The 16,408-nt window shown below is 37.6% G+C and carries 16 protein-coding genes; 11 read left to right on the top strand and 5 right to left on the bottom strand.

What is annotated here, in order from left to right:
• Window positions 1–3: 3 nt before the first annotated feature.
• The gene (locus tag FY048_RS04430; protein WP_016137944.1) at window positions 4–366 is read left to right on the top strand and encodes a YnfA family protein; all 363 of its coding nucleotides are present in this window, start codon (window positions 4–6) and stop codon (window positions 364–366) included.
• A gap of 423 nt (window positions 367–789) precedes the next feature.
• Window positions 790–1,845, top strand: a complete 1,056-nt coding sequence (locus FY048_RS04435) for a 3-deoxy-7-phosphoheptulonate synthase (RefSeq protein ID WP_446090261.1) — start codon at window positions 790–792, stop codon at window positions 1,843–1,845.
• Between the two features lie 47 nt (window positions 1,846–1,892).
• Here the strand turns inward: FY048_RS04435 and FY048_RS04440 are convergent, their stop codons facing one another.
• Together FY048_RS04440 and FY048_RS04445 are read right to left on the bottom strand one after the other, a co-directional pair.
• Entirely contained in the window at window positions 1,893–2,810 is a 918-nt protein-coding gene (locus FY048_RS04440) for an alpha/beta fold hydrolase (protein WP_446090262.1), read from the bottom strand.
• 2 nt (window positions 2,811–2,812) lie between these two features.
• Window positions 2,813–3,373, bottom strand: coding sequence for a PadR family transcriptional regulator (locus tag FY048_RS04445; RefSeq protein WP_016137947.1), 561 nt, complete (start codon window positions 3,371–3,373; stop codon window positions 2,813–2,815).
• Between the two features lie 135 nt (window positions 3,374–3,508).
• On the opposite strand from FY048_RS04445, the gene FY048_RS04450 reads away from it, so the two are divergent.
• The 4 genes from FY048_RS04450 (at window position 3,509) to FY048_RS04465 (ending at window position 7,880) form a co-directional block, all read left to right on the top strand.
• Window positions 3,509–5,533, top strand: coding sequence for an oxidoreductase (locus tag FY048_RS04450; RefSeq protein ID WP_446090263.1), 2,025 nt, complete (start codon window positions 3,509–3,511; stop codon window positions 5,531–5,533).
• A 70-nt stretch (window positions 5,534–5,603) separates the two neighbouring features.
• A complete protein-coding gene (locus tag FY048_RS04455; RefSeq protein WP_446090264.1) occupies window positions 5,604–6,011 on the top strand; it encodes a nuclear transport factor 2 family protein in 408 nt (135 codons plus the stop codon).
• Between the two features lie 38 nt (window positions 6,012–6,049).
• Window positions 6,050–6,766: an SGNH/GDSL hydrolase family protein gene (locus FY048_RS04460; protein WP_446090265.1), complete on the top strand. Its 717-nt coding sequence runs from the start codon at window positions 6,050–6,052 to the stop codon at window positions 6,764–6,766.
• Between the two features lie 19 nt (window positions 6,767–6,785).
• Window positions 6,786–7,880 carry an alpha/beta hydrolase gene (locus tag FY048_RS04465; protein ID WP_446090266.1) on the top strand — a complete coding sequence of 365 codons (1,095 nt, stop codon included), beginning with the start codon at window positions 6,786–6,788 and terminating at the stop codon, window positions 7,878–7,880.
• 63 nt (window positions 7,881–7,943) lie between these two features.
• Here FY048_RS04465 and FY048_RS04470 read toward each other — a convergent pair whose 3' ends face one another.
• Window positions 7,944–8,789: a metal-dependent hydrolase gene (locus tag FY048_RS04470; protein WP_446090267.1), complete on the bottom strand. Its 846-nt coding sequence runs from the start codon at window positions 8,787–8,789 to the stop codon at window positions 7,944–7,946.
• 244 nt (window positions 8,790–9,033) lie between these two features.
• Window positions 9,034–9,507: an internalin gene (locus tag FY048_RS04475; RefSeq protein ID WP_133746730.1), complete on the bottom strand. Its 474-nt coding sequence runs from the start codon at window positions 9,505–9,507 to the stop codon at window positions 9,034–9,036.
• Between the two features lie 223 nt (window positions 9,508–9,730).
• On the opposite strand from FY048_RS04475, the gene FY048_RS04480 reads away from it, so the two are divergent.
• From FY048_RS04480 to eno, 3 genes are all read left to right on the top strand, one after another.
• The gene (locus FY048_RS04480) at window positions 9,731–11,368 is read left to right on the top strand and encodes a CTP synthase (RefSeq protein ID WP_446090268.1); all 1,638 of its coding nucleotides are present in this window, start codon (window positions 9,731–9,733) and stop codon (window positions 11,366–11,368) included.
• 30 nt (window positions 11,369–11,398) lie between these two features.
• Window positions 11,399–12,256, top strand: a complete 858-nt coding sequence (gene kdsA / locus FY048_RS04485) for a 3-deoxy-8-phosphooctulonate synthase (protein WP_446090269.1) — start codon at window positions 11,399–11,401, stop codon at window positions 12,254–12,256.
• A 61-nt stretch (window positions 12,257–12,317) separates the two neighbouring features.
• Window positions 12,318–13,607 carry a phosphopyruvate hydratase gene (gene eno, locus FY048_RS04490; RefSeq protein WP_446090270.1) on the top strand — a complete coding sequence of 430 codons (1,290 nt, stop codon included), beginning with the start codon at window positions 12,318–12,320 and terminating at the stop codon, window positions 13,605–13,607.
• Between the two features lie 75 nt (window positions 13,608–13,682).
• Here the strand turns inward: eno and FY048_RS04495 are convergent, their stop codons facing one another.
• Window positions 13,683–14,360, bottom strand: a complete 678-nt coding sequence (locus FY048_RS04495) for a DUF421 domain-containing protein (protein WP_446090271.1) — start codon at window positions 14,358–14,360, stop codon at window positions 13,683–13,685.
• Between the two features lie 603 nt (window positions 14,361–14,963).
• Here FY048_RS04495 and ftsB point away from each other — a divergent pair.
• Together ftsB and ispD are read left to right on the top strand one after the other, a co-directional pair.
• Window positions 14,964–15,353 (top strand): cell division protein FtsB, encoded by a 390-nt coding sequence (gene ftsB / locus FY048_RS04500; RefSeq protein WP_004643028.1) that lies wholly within the window; start codon window positions 14,964–14,966, stop codon window positions 15,351–15,353.
• Complete coding sequence (gene ispD, locus FY048_RS04505; protein ID WP_446090272.1) at window positions 15,319–16,035, top strand: 2-C-methyl-D-erythritol 4-phosphate cytidylyltransferase; 717 nt, start codon at window positions 15,319–15,321, stop codon at window positions 16,033–16,035. The genes ftsB and ispD overlap by 35 nt, the downstream gene beginning before the upstream one ends.
• Window positions 16,036–16,408 lie beyond the last annotated feature (373 nt).

Below are 16,408 nucleotides of genomic sequence, written 5' to 3' on the forward strand. Positions count from 1 at the left end.
CTTATGTTAATTGATAGTCTTGCGATAACCCGAATACTGAGTGTATTCGGGTTATTTATTATCACAGCAATTGCTGAAATTCTTGGTTGTTATTTCCCTTATTTGATTTTAAGAGAAGGCAAGTCTGCTTGGCTGTGGCTACCTACAGCTTTAAGTTTGGCTGTCTTTGTCTGGCTGCTGACTTTACATCCAGCGGCTTCTGGGCGCATTTATGCTGCATATGGCGGTATTTATATTTTTACTGCTCTCATGTGGTTGCGTTTCGTGGATCAGGTCGGATTAACAAGATGGGATATAGTGGGTGGTCTAATCGTGCTTTGTGGAGCTGGCTTAATTATTTTACAACCTCAAGGGCTGATTCGTTAAGACAATGAGTGAATCAAATCTTAAGCGTGAAAATAAAAAGTTTTTTAAAAAAAAGACTTGTCAAAGCCCTCAACAATGCGTATTTTAGATTTAAGGAACATTTTTTTATATTTGAGATAAAGATGTTAAATCTATCTGTGAACACTAACGCATATTATTATTTTTGGCAATTTAGATAGTTGCCTGAGCGTATTCGGGCATGAGAAAGTTGCCCATCACAGTTAATACCTGATCGGCAACCCCGATCAGGTTTTTTTATGCTTTATCTTTTTTGAATCGAGGAACTTAAAATGAACAACATGACTTATTCATACTTTAGCAACTTTTATTGGTTTTACTTTTGCTTACCTTTACCAACGAATAGATCCAAAACGCTCAAATAAATGATGGGACTGAATAGATTGCAGTCCCAAGGAAAGACCAATGAATGCCCTAAATACTTTATTGACACAAAGCAATACAAAAGAAACACCAGTTAGTTTACCTCTCCAGTTAAAAGCAAAATATCCGCTTGCACATTCTTTCGTGCGTCAAATTGCCGAACATCGCCAAACTATTCAAAATATTCTTATCGGCATAGATCCTCGGTTAATGGTAATTACAGGGCCTTGTTCAATTCATGATCCGGTTGCAGTACTTGAATACGCTGAAAGATTGCAAAAATTACAAGAAAAAGTAAAAGATCAGATTTTTATCGTGATGCGTGCATACATTGAAAAACCTCGTACAACCGTGGGTTGGAAAGGTTTCATGTACGATCCAAATTTAGATGGTTCATCAAATTTACAACTTGGTTTAGAAAAGTCTCGTGAACTTTACCTGCAAATTATTGAAAAAGGTTTACCAATCGCGAGTGAAATTTTAAGCCCAATGGCAACTGGTTATTTTGATGATTTATTGGCTTGGGGCGCAATTGGTGCTCGTACAAGTGAGTCTCAGATTCACCGTGAAATCTCAAGCCACATGCCATACAGCATTGGTTTTAAGAATGGTACGGATGGTTCAATTCAGATTGCATTAGATGCAATTCAGTCAGCACAAAATGAGCATCAATTTTTAGGAATGAATCAGCAAGGCTTGCCTTCGGTGATTCAGAGTGCTGGGAATCCATTACCGCACTTGATCTTGCGCGGAGCAAATCATGGGCCAAATTACGATTTAGCTTCAATTCAGGCAATACGAGAAAAACACAAACAAAATCTTCCTGCATTAGTCATTGACTGTAGTCATGGTAACAGCAGTAAAGATCCGTTGCGTCAGCCAGAAGTTTTACAGCAAATCGTTGCTGAACGTTTAAAAACCCAAGTAAAGGGTGTCATGATTGAAAGTCATTTGGTTGATGGTAGCCAAAAGATTTCTTGTGATATGACTTATGGGCAGTCAGTAACTGATGGTTGTCTAGGTTGGGAAAAAACTGAGCAACTTTTATTAAGTGTTTCTGAGCAATTAAAAGTGAAAGAGTTAGCTCATTCTGCTTAATCATTTGTCGACTTAAAAAGGGATCTACGAGTAGATCCCTTTATTTTTTAAGAAGCATGTTTTAATTCTGATAAGAATGTAGTGATTTCATGCCCAAATTTTTTCGGCTCAGTTAATAACGGTGTATGGCCTGAGCGCTCAAAATATATTGCTTTTGCGTGTTCAACACTATGAGCAATAAGAGTCTGTCCAGCTTCTGGATAAAGCGTCGAGTTGCGACCAATAAAGAAGGTTGTTGGGCATTGTAACTGTTGAATGGCTTCACGATAATCTTCATTGTGATAAAGATAATTTTCGACATACCAAAATAAATAATCTAAACGTTGAATTGGTAATAAATATTTTTGTAAAAAGGGCTGTTTGAGTGCTGTTTTAAAAACTAAAGGGCTAAAGGGATTGCTGCTTTGTAACTCAATAAAATCTACCCAAAGACGAACCAGTTCTTGTCGATCTGGAAGCGCTAATTCATAAAGATATTTGGCATTTTTGTGCTTTGATAATAATTGATAGATATCATTTAATAATTGTTTGAACTGAGGATGCAGAGGGCCGAAGAGACCATATTCCCATGTTGAATCGACAGATATTTTTGGTGTTTGATCGATATGCAAATAGGCTTTTAACTGCTGAGCCAGATGTGCATGTTTCATACCATGCATGGCAGTTGTAGCACCCATTGAATAACCCATCAAGATAAAGTTATCGAGTTTTAATTGTTCTATTAAATGGGCGACATCTTGCCAGTGGCTAGAAATTGCATCTTGTTCAGGGATTGCACAGTTCTTTGAACCCCCAAAACCACGCCAATCTGGAATGATAAACTCATAATCTTTACGGTTTGCATAAATAAAAGGAAGCCATTGCCAGCTTTGCATGCCAAGCCCAGATAAAACCAAAACTGGTTCACCACGACCAACACGACGAACAAATAAGTTTTCCCGATCGGGCATGGTGTAATATGGCATGACTATTCTCCGACTACGCTATCTTGAGCAAAGCGTTTTAATTGAGGGATGACTTGTTCTAACCATTTGATCCATTCACTTTCCATCGTAATCCCAAGTTCTAAGATCATTTTGTGAATGTATAACACACGGTTATCTAGATCATCATTATCTTTAAAATCCTTATCATAAATACTTTGATAAAGTTTTAGTTTCTCTTGATGTAAACCAAGATGTCTTAACAGCTCAGGTAATATCTGATTATTGCTCAATTGTGCTTCAGCACGCAATCTAACCATTAAATCATCACGAAGCTGCGCGGGTTCACTTTGTTGTGTCATCCATGAAGCTAGTTCAATACGCCCCAATTGCTCAACTTGATAGGTTTTTTTTCGACTATTTTCCATTTCATTTTCTAACGTTGAAACCCAACCTTTTTTTAGCATGTGGTTGAGTTCACGATAAATTTGCTGATGGGTAGCATTCCAGAAAAAACCGATTGAACGATCAAACCGGCGGGCAAGTTCAAACCCTGTACTTGGTCGTTCAAGCAAACTGGTTAATAAAACATGGGGAAGTGACATAGCAATCCGGTTTGTAAGCAAAAGTAAAGTATGACTGATGAGATTATGCAACATGTTGCATAAAAGTCAAAATTTGATTATAAATTAATGCAACAAGTTGCATTAGCAAGCTTATTGCTAGCCAAAGGAGAAAATATGTCAGCTTATCCGCATTTATTGAAGCCACTTGATTTAGGCTTTACTACTTTAAAAAACCGTGTGCTTATGGGGTCTATGCATATTGGTTTAGAAGAAGCACCACAGGGATATGAGCGCATGGCTGCGTTTTATGCTGAGCGTGCAAAAGGTGATGTGGGTTTAATTGTAACTGGCGGTGTTTCTCCGAATGATGATGGTGTTGTATTTAGCCATGGTACAAAGTTGGATACAGTTGAAGAAGCTGAAAAACATAAAGTGATTACCCAAGCTGTTCATGAAGCTGGCGGTAAAATTGCAATGCAGATTTTACATACTGGGCGTTATTCTTATCAGGCAAATAACGTTGCTCCTTCAGCAATTCAAGCACCGATTAATCCAATTAAGCCAAAAGCTCTAAGTTCTGCCGAAGTGCAGCAGACCATTGATGACTTTGCAAACTGCGCCAAACTTGCTCAGTATGCTGGTTATGATGGTGTGGAAATCATGGGTTCTGAAGGTTATTTAATTAATGAGTTCATTGCCGCGCGTACGAATCATCGTGATGATGAATGGGGCGGTAGCTATGAAAACCGTATTCGTTTTCCTATTGAAATCGTAAAACGTACACGTGCTTTAGTAGGTGAAAACTTTATCATTATTTATCGTCTATCGATGCTTGATTTAGTTGAAGGTGGTTCAAGTATTGAAGAAGTGATTCAGCTTGCAAAAGAAATTGAAAAAGCAGGTGCAACTATTATTAATACAGGGATAGGCTGGCATGAAGCTCGTATCCCAACAATTGCGACCAAAGTTCCTCGCGCTGCGTTTACATGGGTTACTGAAAAACTTAAAGGTGAAGTCTCTATTCCTTTAGTTACTTCTAACCGAATTAATACGCCAGAAATGGCTGAACATGTGTTGGCATCCGGTCATGCTGATATGGTGTCTATGGCACGCCCAATGCTAGCGGATGCTGAGTTTGTTTTAAAAGCAAGCGAAGGCCGTAGTGATGAAATTAATACATGTATTGGATGTAACCAAGCTTGTTTAGATCACATTTTCTCAATGAAAATTGCAACTTGTTTAGTGAACCCGCGTGCATGTTATGAAACTGAACTTATTTTTAAAGATGCACAAGTTCAAAAGAATATTGCTGTTATTGGTGCAGGACCTGCGGGTTTAAGTTTTGCTGTATATGCAGCTGACCGCGGACATCAAGTTAAAATTTTTGAAGCAAGTCATCAAATTGGTGGCCAATTTAATATTGCAAAGACTGTTCCTGGAAAAGAAGAGTTTTATGAAACCTTACGCTACTTTGCTCGCCAAATTGAGTTACGACCAAACATTGAATTAATTTTGAATCATAAAGCAACTTATGAAGAGTTGAGCCAAGCAAATTTTGATGAAATTGTGGTCGCAACTGGTGTAACACCTCGTCAATTACAATTTGAAGGTATTGATCATCCTAAAGTACTTAGCTACTTACAAGTTTTAAAAGAACGTGTACCAGTGGGACAGCGTGTAGCCATTATTGGGGCGGGCGGTATTGGTTTTGATACGGCTGAATATCTCATTCATGAAGGTGAAAGTGGCAGTTTAAACCCAGAAAAGTTCTATGAAGAATGGGGAATTGACACTCAATATGAGCATGTAGGTGGTTTAAAACAGCCAAAAGTTGAGACTTCTGAACGAGAAATCTATTTACTGCAACGTAAGGCCGCTGTTGTTGGTGCAGGTTTAGGTAAAACTACAGGATGGATTCACCGTGCAGGCCTTAAAAATCGCCAAGTTAAAATGCTTGCAGGCGTTCAATACGACAAAGTAGATGATCAGGGCTTACATATCACTATAGATGGGCAACCGAGTGTGCTTGAAGTTGATCATGTTGTGATTTGTGCGGGTCAAGAATCTTTCACTGCAATGTATGACCAATTAAAAACAGAAGGTAAAAATGTTCATTTAATTGGTGGTGCTAAAGAGGCAGGAGAACTAGATGCAAAACGTGCAATACGTCAAGGTGCTGAACTAGCAGCGGTTCTATAAATTTTGAGGGGCATTTCTTTATACGGAAATGCCCCTTACTGCATTGGTTAAATTACGGGATAAAATAACAATGACACTTGAAACTACAAAACAGTCTTTAGAAAAATGGCATCACATGATTCAGGCAGGTAACTTGTCTGATCTAAATGATTTACTGGCAGATGACGTGGTTTTTCGTTCACCAGTTGCCTATAAACCTTATGAAGGAAAGCAGGTCGTTTTCTTCATTCTTACCAATGTCATTCAAGTGTTCGAAAACTTTACTTATCATCGTGAGTTTTATACAGAAGATGGCGAGAATGTAGTGCTTGAGTTCAGCGCTAATGTCAGTGGTAAATCATTGAAAGGTATTGATATGATCCATTTTAATGAACAAGGCAAAATTATTGATTTTGAAGTAATGATTCGTCCAATGAGTGGCTTAGCAGCATTGGCTGAACAAATGGGTATAAGAATTGCCAAGTTTCAACCACAATAATTTTAGTAAATAGCCTAAGCAAGATAGAGATTAATAGAATGTGGTTAAAACTTTCAACTTTAGCATTGTTACCTGTACTTTTTGTGCAGGGAACAAAGGTTCGTAAGAATACACCACGCTTGCTAGAAGCCACTGGTGAAAGAGAAGGCATGGTTGGCAAGGGTAGACCATTGTCTCTGCTTATTTTAGGAGACTCTGCCGCAGCGGGAGTTGGCGTTGAAACACAACAAGATGCTTTATCTGGCGCAATTATTGCTGAGTTACAAGATCAATATTTGATAAGTTGGAAGCTTCACGCAAAAACAGGTGATACTACTAAGCAGGTTTTTCAAGCTTTACAGCATTTAGAACAGCAAAATTATGATGTTGTTGTTACGTCTATTGGCGTTAATGATGTAACAAAACTAACGTCAGCAAACTCATGGATAAAACAACAAAAACAATTATTTGAATATATACAAGCACGTTTTCAGCCTAAACTCATTATTGTTTCAGGCGTTCCGCCCATGCAACATTTTCCAGCTTTACCCAATCCATTGGCTTGGTTGTTTGGAAAATACGCGGAGCAAATGAATCAAGTATTATATAAATGGGTAGAAGCACAAAACCAATTTAGATTCATTCAATATGATATTGAAAGTTTTCAAGCGTTGAATCTGCCTATGGCAAGTGATGGCTTTCATCCGAGCAAAGAAATTTATGCAATTTGGGGACAGCAGGTTGCAGCATTAGTGCGGCAATCATTTAACTCATAATCAGAGGTCGTGATTGGATATGGGCATATCTACTTTAAATAAAATTAAAGCTTTCGGTTCGGAATTGTTTGACTCAGTACTCGGTGCTGAACAGCCAAAAGTCTATTATGACCCACAAGGGAAAATTAAAGATGTTTTGGATAAGTTGCCCCAACTTAAGCAGAAATATCGTCCTACGCCATGGTTAACTAACAATCATGTTCATCTTTTATATTTCGATATTATTAGAAAAAAAACCATCAAGCTTGAATATGACCGTATTGACCAGCTCAGCATGAAAGATGGTGGCGTAACTGCAATTGCATGGTATGGCTCTAATCTTCCGGAAGATACTCCTACAGTTGTTATCATGCACACCATTACAGGGACACCTGAAAGTATGCGTGAATTGGTGAGAGATATTCATCAATATACGGGATGGAGAATAGCACTATGCTTACGCCGTGGGCATGCGGGTTTACCTATGCCTGTACCACAGATTTCTCTTTTCGGATCAACAAGTGATCTTAAAGAACAGCTCACACATATTCAAAGTTTGTTTGCTGAATCAGATTTGTACGCTGTAGGTTCTTCTGCTGGCACAGGATTATTAGTTCGTTATTTGGGTGAGCAAGGCACTGACACACCATTTAAAGCTGCTTTTGCAATGTGTCCAGGCTACAACACAGAGATTGGCTTTAAAAATGTTCACCCGTTTTACAGCAAAATGATGACCAAAAAGTTATTCAAATATTTTATTCATCCTTATCAAAGTACTTGGAACCAGATTGCTTCTTTAGAAAAAGTTCTTGCAACGACTAGTCTAGAAGAGTTCGAAAAAGAATACTTTGAAATGGCTGGCTTTCAGGACTATCAAAGTTATTGTCAGGCAATTAATCCAATTTATGTATTTGAAAATGTCAAAATTCCATTAATGATTCTTAATGCTGAAGATGATCCCGTATGTTCAATTAAAAATTTAGAGCCGTATAAAGAAACGATTCAGCAAATGAGTAATATTGCGGTGGTAACCACTAAAAAGGGAAGTCATTGTGGTTTTTACGAAGGTTGGAAAAGTACTTCATGGGCTGCTAAATTAATATCGAATTATTTTATGGTTGATCATAAACAATGATTGCGTTGCCGTAATTGGTTCAATAAAGCCCATTCAATAGATGGGCTTTATGGTTTTGTTGGATCAGGATAAAAGTAATTTTGAGTTTTTTAGACCAATTTTGATTTTAGTATTGGCAACGAGGTCTTTTTCGTCAGTTTGGTTAGGATGAAAATCAAAGCGATAGTAGTCAAAAAATTTCGGAGTTAAAACTCTATATTGTGTTGCTGCAAAACCAAGAAACTTACGCCAAGATTTAAAATTAAGAAGTTGGCGATCTCGTTTCATAAGAACGAATTGATAGGATGTTGAGAAGCCGGTAATTAAAAATAAACTTAAAGTGAAAACAGTGATACGTGGGAGATATGCGCTCAGCCCACTTCCATATAAGTGTTCATAGAGATCAAAGGCCACAGCTTTATGTTCAGTTTCTTCAATACTATGCCATAACCATAAATTACGAATAGTTGAGTCCGTCATTAGTTCATTAATAGACTCCATCATGCTAACCACAAGTACTGCTGTGTAGTGTTCAAGACCGACCGTTACAAGCAGGTTCCATTTTTTACTAAAAACTTTTTCAATACTCTTTAAAACAAGACCCGTTACTTTTTCTAAAGATTCAGGATCTAAGCCATGTTGTTGTGCACTCACGTGAAAAGCATGATGTTCTTTAGAATGCATGGCTTCTTGGCCAATAAAAGCACTGATTTCACGATCTAGAAGTTCATTCGACTTTGCTTTGGCGCGTAAAGCTCGGACTGAACGAACAAAATATGATTCGCCCTCAGGAAACAATGTAGATAAACCCGTAAAATAATGTGTAAAAGTGGGTTCGTTATTACACCAATAGCGAGGTACGTTTTCAAAATTATAGTCCATACGACGGACTGGAAATGAGGCAGGTACTCGATTTGATACAGTATTCATTTTAAGCTCCAATCTTCTTTTAATTAAAGTTCCAAAAAGGAACTTGATAAAAAATTACATCTCAGAATATGGAACGTCAATGCTTTTCTAGATGAAAGAAGTAGATTGTCCTAAATTGATATCTGGGAAAACTTTAAAGACAAATTGGAATAAGAAAAGTAAGACTGATTATTGAATTGATAGTTTTAATAATATTTAAAAAGCCCAAATCAACTGTTTAATTTGGGCATATTTATACGAGAACTTAGTTTTTAAGCGCTGGTGTAGCAGCAGCAATTGCAGCGGCAACAGCATCATCTTCAGTTTGAGATGGTTCTGCTGGCTTAGCTGGTTTTGACTGAGCTTTTTCAGGCTTAGGTTCTGCTTTTGGCTCAGGTTTAGGTTCTGGCTTAGGCTTCGGCTCTGCTTTAGGTTGTTCAGAAACAGTTGTTTGTGAATTTTGCTCAGAATGGGCAGGGCGAGTTTCACTACGAATTACAGTTGTAGTATTCGCAGTTTCCTCATGATGAACTTCAACTTGCGTTGGTTCCTGAGTTTGAGCTTCTTCAGTTTTAACACTTTCTAAAGACTCAAATTTTGCAGGTTCAGCAGGCTTAGGTTCTGAAACAGCAGTTTCAACCTTTTCTTGCTCTTCTTCAGGTGTTTCTTTTTTGACGCATGCGGTTAACAATAGTCCAGCCGCAATTGCAGCGCAGATTAAAAGTTTTTTATTTGCCATTGCCCTAAACAACATTTAATTGAGGAGCTCGCATTATAACAGCAAAAGAGAATGAAAAAATCATGTGAGATTGACCTAATTTTTTATTAAAAATGCTGATAGAATAGCCAGTTGTTTAATGATCTTTGAATTGGTGCGGTTTGACTTTGCTTTATAGGGGCAGAGTACAGTAAAATTGCCCAACATTGTAGGCCGATTTCGGCTTGATTGTACGAGAAACTTAATGACCCATTTTATTTTTGTTACTGGTGGTGTGGTTTCATCGCTAGGTAAAGGTATTTCTGCTGCTTCAGTTGCTGCACTTTTGGAAGCCCGTGGCTTAAAAGTCACAATGGTTAAAATGGATCCTTACATTAATGTCGATCCGGGGACAATGAGTCCTTTCCAACATGGTGAAGTTTTTGTCACAGAGGATGGTGCCGAAACTGATCTAGACTTGGGTTATTACGAACGTTTCTTACGTCGTGCTAAAATGACCAAACTGAATAACTTTACCAGTGGCCGTGTTTATCAAGATGTTCTAAATAAAGAACGTCGTGGTGATTACTTAGGTGGTACGGTTCAAGTTATTCCACATATTACAGACAACATTAAAGAACGTGTACTTCGCGCAGGTGAAGGTTACGACGTTGCAATCGTTGAGATTGGTGGTACGGTTGGTGATATCGAATCACTTCCATTTATGGAATCAGTTCGTCAGTTAATGGTAGAGCTTGGTCATAAACGTACCATGCTAATGCATTTAACTTTGTTGCCATATATCAAATCTGCGGCTGAGTTAAAAACCAAGCCAACTCAACATTCAGTGAAAGAGCTTCTTTCAATTGGTATTCAGCCAGATATTTTAATCTGCCGTACTGAATATGATGTAGATGTTGATACTAAACGTAAAATTGCATTGTTCACTAACGTGGAAGCGCGTGCCGTTGTGGTATGTAAAGATGCGAAAACGATTTATCAAATTCCACGCACATTCTATGAACAAAATGTTGATGACTTGATCTGTGAACGTTTTGGGTTTAATGATCTTCCAGAAGCTGACTTAACCGATTGGGATAATGTAGTCGAAGCATTACTAAATCCTGAATACACGGTACGTGTTGCGATGGTTGGTAAATATGTAGAACTTCCAGATGCTTATAAATCTGTGAATGAAGCACTTTTACATGCTGGTATCCAAAACCTTGTGAAAGTACAGATTGACTATGTCAATGCTGAAGAACTTGAAACTCAAGACGTTTCTATTTTGCAAACAGCTGACGCAATTTTAGTCCCAGGTGGCTTTGGTGAGCGTGGTACTGAAGGCAAAATGAAAGCTATTCAATATGCACGTGAAAACAAAATCCCATTCTTGGGTATTTGTTTAGGCATGCAATTGGCTGTAATTGAATATGCACGTCATGTTGCAGCAATGCCAGAAGCATCTTCTACAGAATTTAACCGTTCTACAAAGTATCCATTGATTGGTTTAATTACCGAATGGTTAGATGAGCGTGGCGAGTTACAACAACGCAGCGTAGAGTCTGATTTAGGTGGAACTATGCGTTTAGGTGCACAAAAATCTGAATTGGTTGAAGGCACAAAAACACGTGAAGTCTATGGTAAAGCAGAAATCACTGAGCGTCATCGTCACCGTTATGAAATGAATAACCGTTTCATTGAGTCGATTGAACAAGCTGGGATGAAGATTTCTGGTTACTCTTCAGCACAACATTTGGTTGAAACTGTAGAAATTCCTGAACATCCTTGGTTTATTGCTGTACAATTCCACCCGGAATTTACAAGTTCACCACGTGATGGACATCCATTATTTGCTAGTTTTATTGGCGCTGCGAAAAATCAGCATCAAAAAAGTAAATAATGCGATTTTAAATAAACTGGGAAAGTTTAAATGTCACAATTAAAACCACAAGAAGTTGTACGTTTAGGCGATATACAAATGGCAAATCATTTGCCATTTGTATTATTTGGCGGAATGAACGTACTTGAATCAAAAGATTTAGCTTTCGAAATTGCAGAAACGTATGTGGATATTTGCAAACGCTTAGATATTCCTTATGTATTTAAAGCGAGTTTCGATAAAGCAAATCGTTCTAGTCTGCATTCATTCCGTGGTCCTGGACTTGAAAAAGGTATTGAATGGTTAGGCGATATTAAAAAACATTTTAATGTACCTATCATTACTGATGTTCATGAACCACACCAAGCTGAAGCAGTTGCAGAAGTAGCTGATATTATTCAGTTACCGGCTTTCTTAAGTCGCCAAACTGACCTTGTTGAAGCGATGGCAAAAACACAAGCTATTATTAACATTAAGAAAGCTCAGTTTTTGGCACCTCATGAAATGCGTCATATCCTGAATAAATGTTTAGAAGCAGGAAACGATAAACTTATTCTTTGTGAACGTGGTTCAGCATTTGGCTATAACAACCTTGTTGTAGACATGCTAGGCTTTGACATCATGAAAGAAATGAATGTTCCTGTTTTCTTTGATGTAACACATGCGTTGCAAACTCCTGGTGGTCGTGCTGACTCGGCAGGTGGTCGTCGTGCTCAAATTACAACTTTAGCACGCGCTGGAATGGCAACAGGCTTGGCTGGATTGTTCTTGGAAGGTCATCCGGACCCAGAAAATGCAAAATGCGATGGACCTTGTGCATTACGTATGTCGCAGCTTGAGCCGTTCTTGGCACAAATAAAAGAATTGGATACTTTGGTTAAAGGATTCAAAAAGTTAGACACCCATTGAGTTTTTACTCATTTACGCTGCTTTAATCGCAGCTCATATTCATTCAACAGAGGAATTGTTCATGAGCCAAATCGTTGACATCCGTGCACGTGAAATTTTGGACTCTCGTGGTAACCCAACCATCGAAGCAGACGTAATTTTAGAATCTGGGGTTGTTGGTCGTGCATGTGCACCATCTGGTGCTTCAACTGGTTCTCGTGAAGCTTTAGAACTACGTGACGGTGATAAATCACGTTACTTAGGTAAAGGCGTTAAAACTGCGGTTAACAACGTAAACACGATTATCCGTGACGCTTTAGTGGGAAAATCGGTATTTGAACAAAAAGACATCGATAATACGATGATCGACCTTGATGGTACTGAAAACAAAGAAAAATTGGGTGCAAATGCAACTTTGGCTGTGTCCTTAGCTGCTGCACGCGCTGCTGCTGATGAAAAGAAAATTCCTCTTTTCCAATACATCGCTGACTTACGTGGTCAAACGATTTTGACTATGCCTGTACCAATGATGAACATCATCAATGGTGGTTCACATGCAGACAACAACGTTGATATTCAAGAGTTTATGATTGAGCCAGTTGGCTTCACTTCATTTGCTGAAGCATTGCGTGCAGGTGCTGAAATCTTCCATTCACTAAAATCAGTTTTAAACAAAAAAGGTTTAAACACTGCTGTAGGTGATGAAGGTGGTTTTGCACCAAACTTGCGTTCAAACGAAGAAGCAATCACTGTTATTCTTGAAGCTATCGGTCAAACTGGTTACAAAGCTGGTTCTGATATTATGTTGGCGCTTGACTGTGCATCTTCAGAATTCTATAAAAATGGTCAATATGTTCTTGCGGGTGAAGGCAATAAAGCGTTCACAAGCAATCAGTTCTCTGACTATTTAGCTGGTCTTGTAAACCAATATCCAATTATCTCGATTGAAGATGGTTTAGATGAATCAGATTGGGAAGGTTGGTCTTACTTGACATCAATTCTTGGCGACAAAATCCAATTAGTGGGTGATGACTTGTTCGTTACAAACCCTAAGATTTTGCAACGTGGCATTAATGAGAAAGTAGGTAACTCTATCTTAATCAAATACAACCAAATTGGTACGTTGACTGAAACTTTAGATGCAATCTATCTTGCTAAAGAAAACGGTTATACAACTGTAATTTCTCACCGTTCTGGTGAAACTGAAGATTCAACTATTGCTGACTTGGCAGTAGGTACAGCGGCTGGTCAAATTAAGACTGGTTCACTTTGCCGTTCTGACCGTGTTTCTAAGTACAACCAATTACTTCGTATTGAAGAGTTGACTAAAGCTGCTTACCGCGGTAAAGCTGAGTTTAAAGGTTTAAATTAATCTTTAAATAAAAAGTTAAAATTAGTTTTTAACATTTTAAGGTGCTATTTTTAATAGGAAATAGCACCTTTTTTACTATCCTAGGCGACGGGTTTTTAAAGACTCAGCCCAACTATGGTGTTTGCAACGAGAACACTCTTGATCGAGTGTATTTAAAATTTTAGTTTCACCACATTTCATACATGAATAAAAAGTATTGATTTTAAGTACGTCAGCTTTGCAATAAGCATTAGGGAATAGTGGTAGCCCCCATTTTACCTCATCATCTTCATAGTACAGTAAACTAAGAATACCATCAGACTCCAGCAAAGCTGTCCTCACTTGTCCAAGATGTTCAACATTTTGTTGGCGCATTTCTGAGAAAAACTCATCATGTGAATACGATTGTTTCTGGAAATCTTTGTAGACTAAAAGTCCATCTTTGACCACGCAAAGAGCTTTTCCTTCCAATAGATCTTCAATTTTTTTATGCTTCACCATGGCCCAAGTTACAAGACGATATAGAAATAGAATGGCGATAAAGGCTACGAAGGCGTGGGCGATGGGTAGATCTTTAGTAAACATAGGGTCGCCAGCAGCAGAACCTAAGCAGAGAATAATGGCGAGTTCAAAAAGAGAGAGCTGTCGAATACCGCGTTTGCCTGATAGTCTTAAAAAACTAATAATAATGATAAACATAACGAAACATCGAACCAGAATTTCTAAAATAAAGGTCCAAGTCGTGTCACCTATGAAAATATTAAAAAAATCCATTTTTTCTCCTTTTGATAGGTGAAAGAAATCTTTATAAAATTCTTAGCAAATTAAAAAAAGAAAAAATATACTTTTTAAGTAGTTATTGGTTAAAAATATATGAGGTTTTATAAATCTTGATTGAAATCATTCTGCTAAATAAAATTTTTATAATTAAATGATTTAAAAATTAAGCTCCTGAGTAGCTATAGTTATGATGATTTAAAGCACATGAGAGTATGATCATAATCTATCATTCTTAGCTCTTTTGATGGAGATATTGGTATTGAAAATGGTATTGCAGTAGGGTGGTAGAACTATTTAAACAAAGGATTTTTGATTTGTATTGCTGTTCAAAAAAAACGTAACTCTAGAGCTGATTCACCTACTATTGCTTTAATTGGGAGAGGTAGATTGATTTATAAGCAGTTGTACTTATAAATATTATTTCCCTTTCAAATTCCATCCATTTTTGACAAAATGAAACAAGTCACAATGGTCAATTAAAGTAATATGCCCATTAATAATTTTGCTTAAATTTTTGCAGGAATTGCGCATGTTACTTGTTAATTACTATACAATACAAACTCTTAACGAAAGTTTTTAATTAAAAATCTTAATGATATGTTAGAAGTATTTCGATCCACTTCAAGCAAACTGATATTGCTACTGGTTATTGTTTTAGTAGCTATACTCCAATATCAATTTTGGTTAGGTGAGGGTGGTTATATCCCTCATCAAGCTCTCATGCAACAAATTCAGCAACAAGCTGAGGTAAATGAAGAGCTTAAAGAGCGAAACCGTATTTTAGCGGCAGAGGTTTTTGACCTTAAAAATGGTACAGAAGCAATAGAAGAACATGCTCGCCTTGATCTGGGTTTGGTTAAACCTCACGAGACATTTGTTCAAATGAGTACAATCAGTACCCATTACAAGCCTATTTATATTGACCCGAACGCTAAAGTTGATTTGGAAACGAATGAGACACCTGCATCTCCAGATATCCCAGACTAAATTGTGGGCAGTAATTCCAGCTGCAGGATCGGGAAGTCGATTTTCTAAAACTGAATTGAAGCAGTATCAATATATTCAGGATAGGACTGTTTTAGAGCACACTATTGGGCGTATAAGTCAACTTCCGTTAAATGGTTATGTTTTGGCAATTGGTACACAAGATACCTTTGCCCAGACTCTTGCATTTCAAAATATAGATAAGGCGCATTTTTGTACTGGTGGAGCCGAGCGAGTCCATTCGGTGCTAAATGCGTTAAATCATCTTTTAAATTTTGCCGATGAAAATGATTGGGTCCTTGTACATGATGCGGCTCGGCCTTGTGTAACAATTGAGTGTTTGAATGCTCTTGTGGCAAAGGCAATTGAATCAAATGAGAGCGCTATTTTAGCAATTCCTGTTCGTGATACTTTAAAGCAGGTTCAAACAGGCGATCATATTGATAAAACAGTAAGCCGAGACTCATTATGGCAAGCTCAAACGCCTCAAATTACCAAAATTGGTAAACTCAAAAAAGCAATTGAACATGCTTTAGAAAATAACGTCACTATTACCGATGAAGCAAGTGCACTTGAATATATGGGTGAAACTGTACGGGTCGTGATGGGGCGTTCGGATAATATAAAAATTACCTATCCTGATGATTTAGAACTTGCGCGTTTGATTCTTCAATCTCAGTCTTAATTTGATTATTTTAAAATTGCTTGGATGATTAAATCGTCTAAGCAATTCTTTCTACATATCTATTTATAACAACTCATATTCTTTTACATTTATAAGTTTTACGATTTATCAAGATCGGACAACTATACATAGATAATGTTCGATCATCGAACAAGTAACACTTATACCGAACAAAACCATAGCGAGATAACTAGATCAAATTATAAAAATTATCAAGAATGTTTAAAAGGGAAATCTAAGGGAAACACTCGGGATTGAGTGAAAATATTTATCTATTCTTCTCGCCTCAGTGTGTCTAACTCTCTTAGCTATCTCTTCCTGAATGAGCACAATGGAGTTGTCTAATGATTGACAAAAGTAAGTCCTCACTTAC

Source organism: Acinetobacter sp. 1124_18A (genome assembly GCF_052824995.1).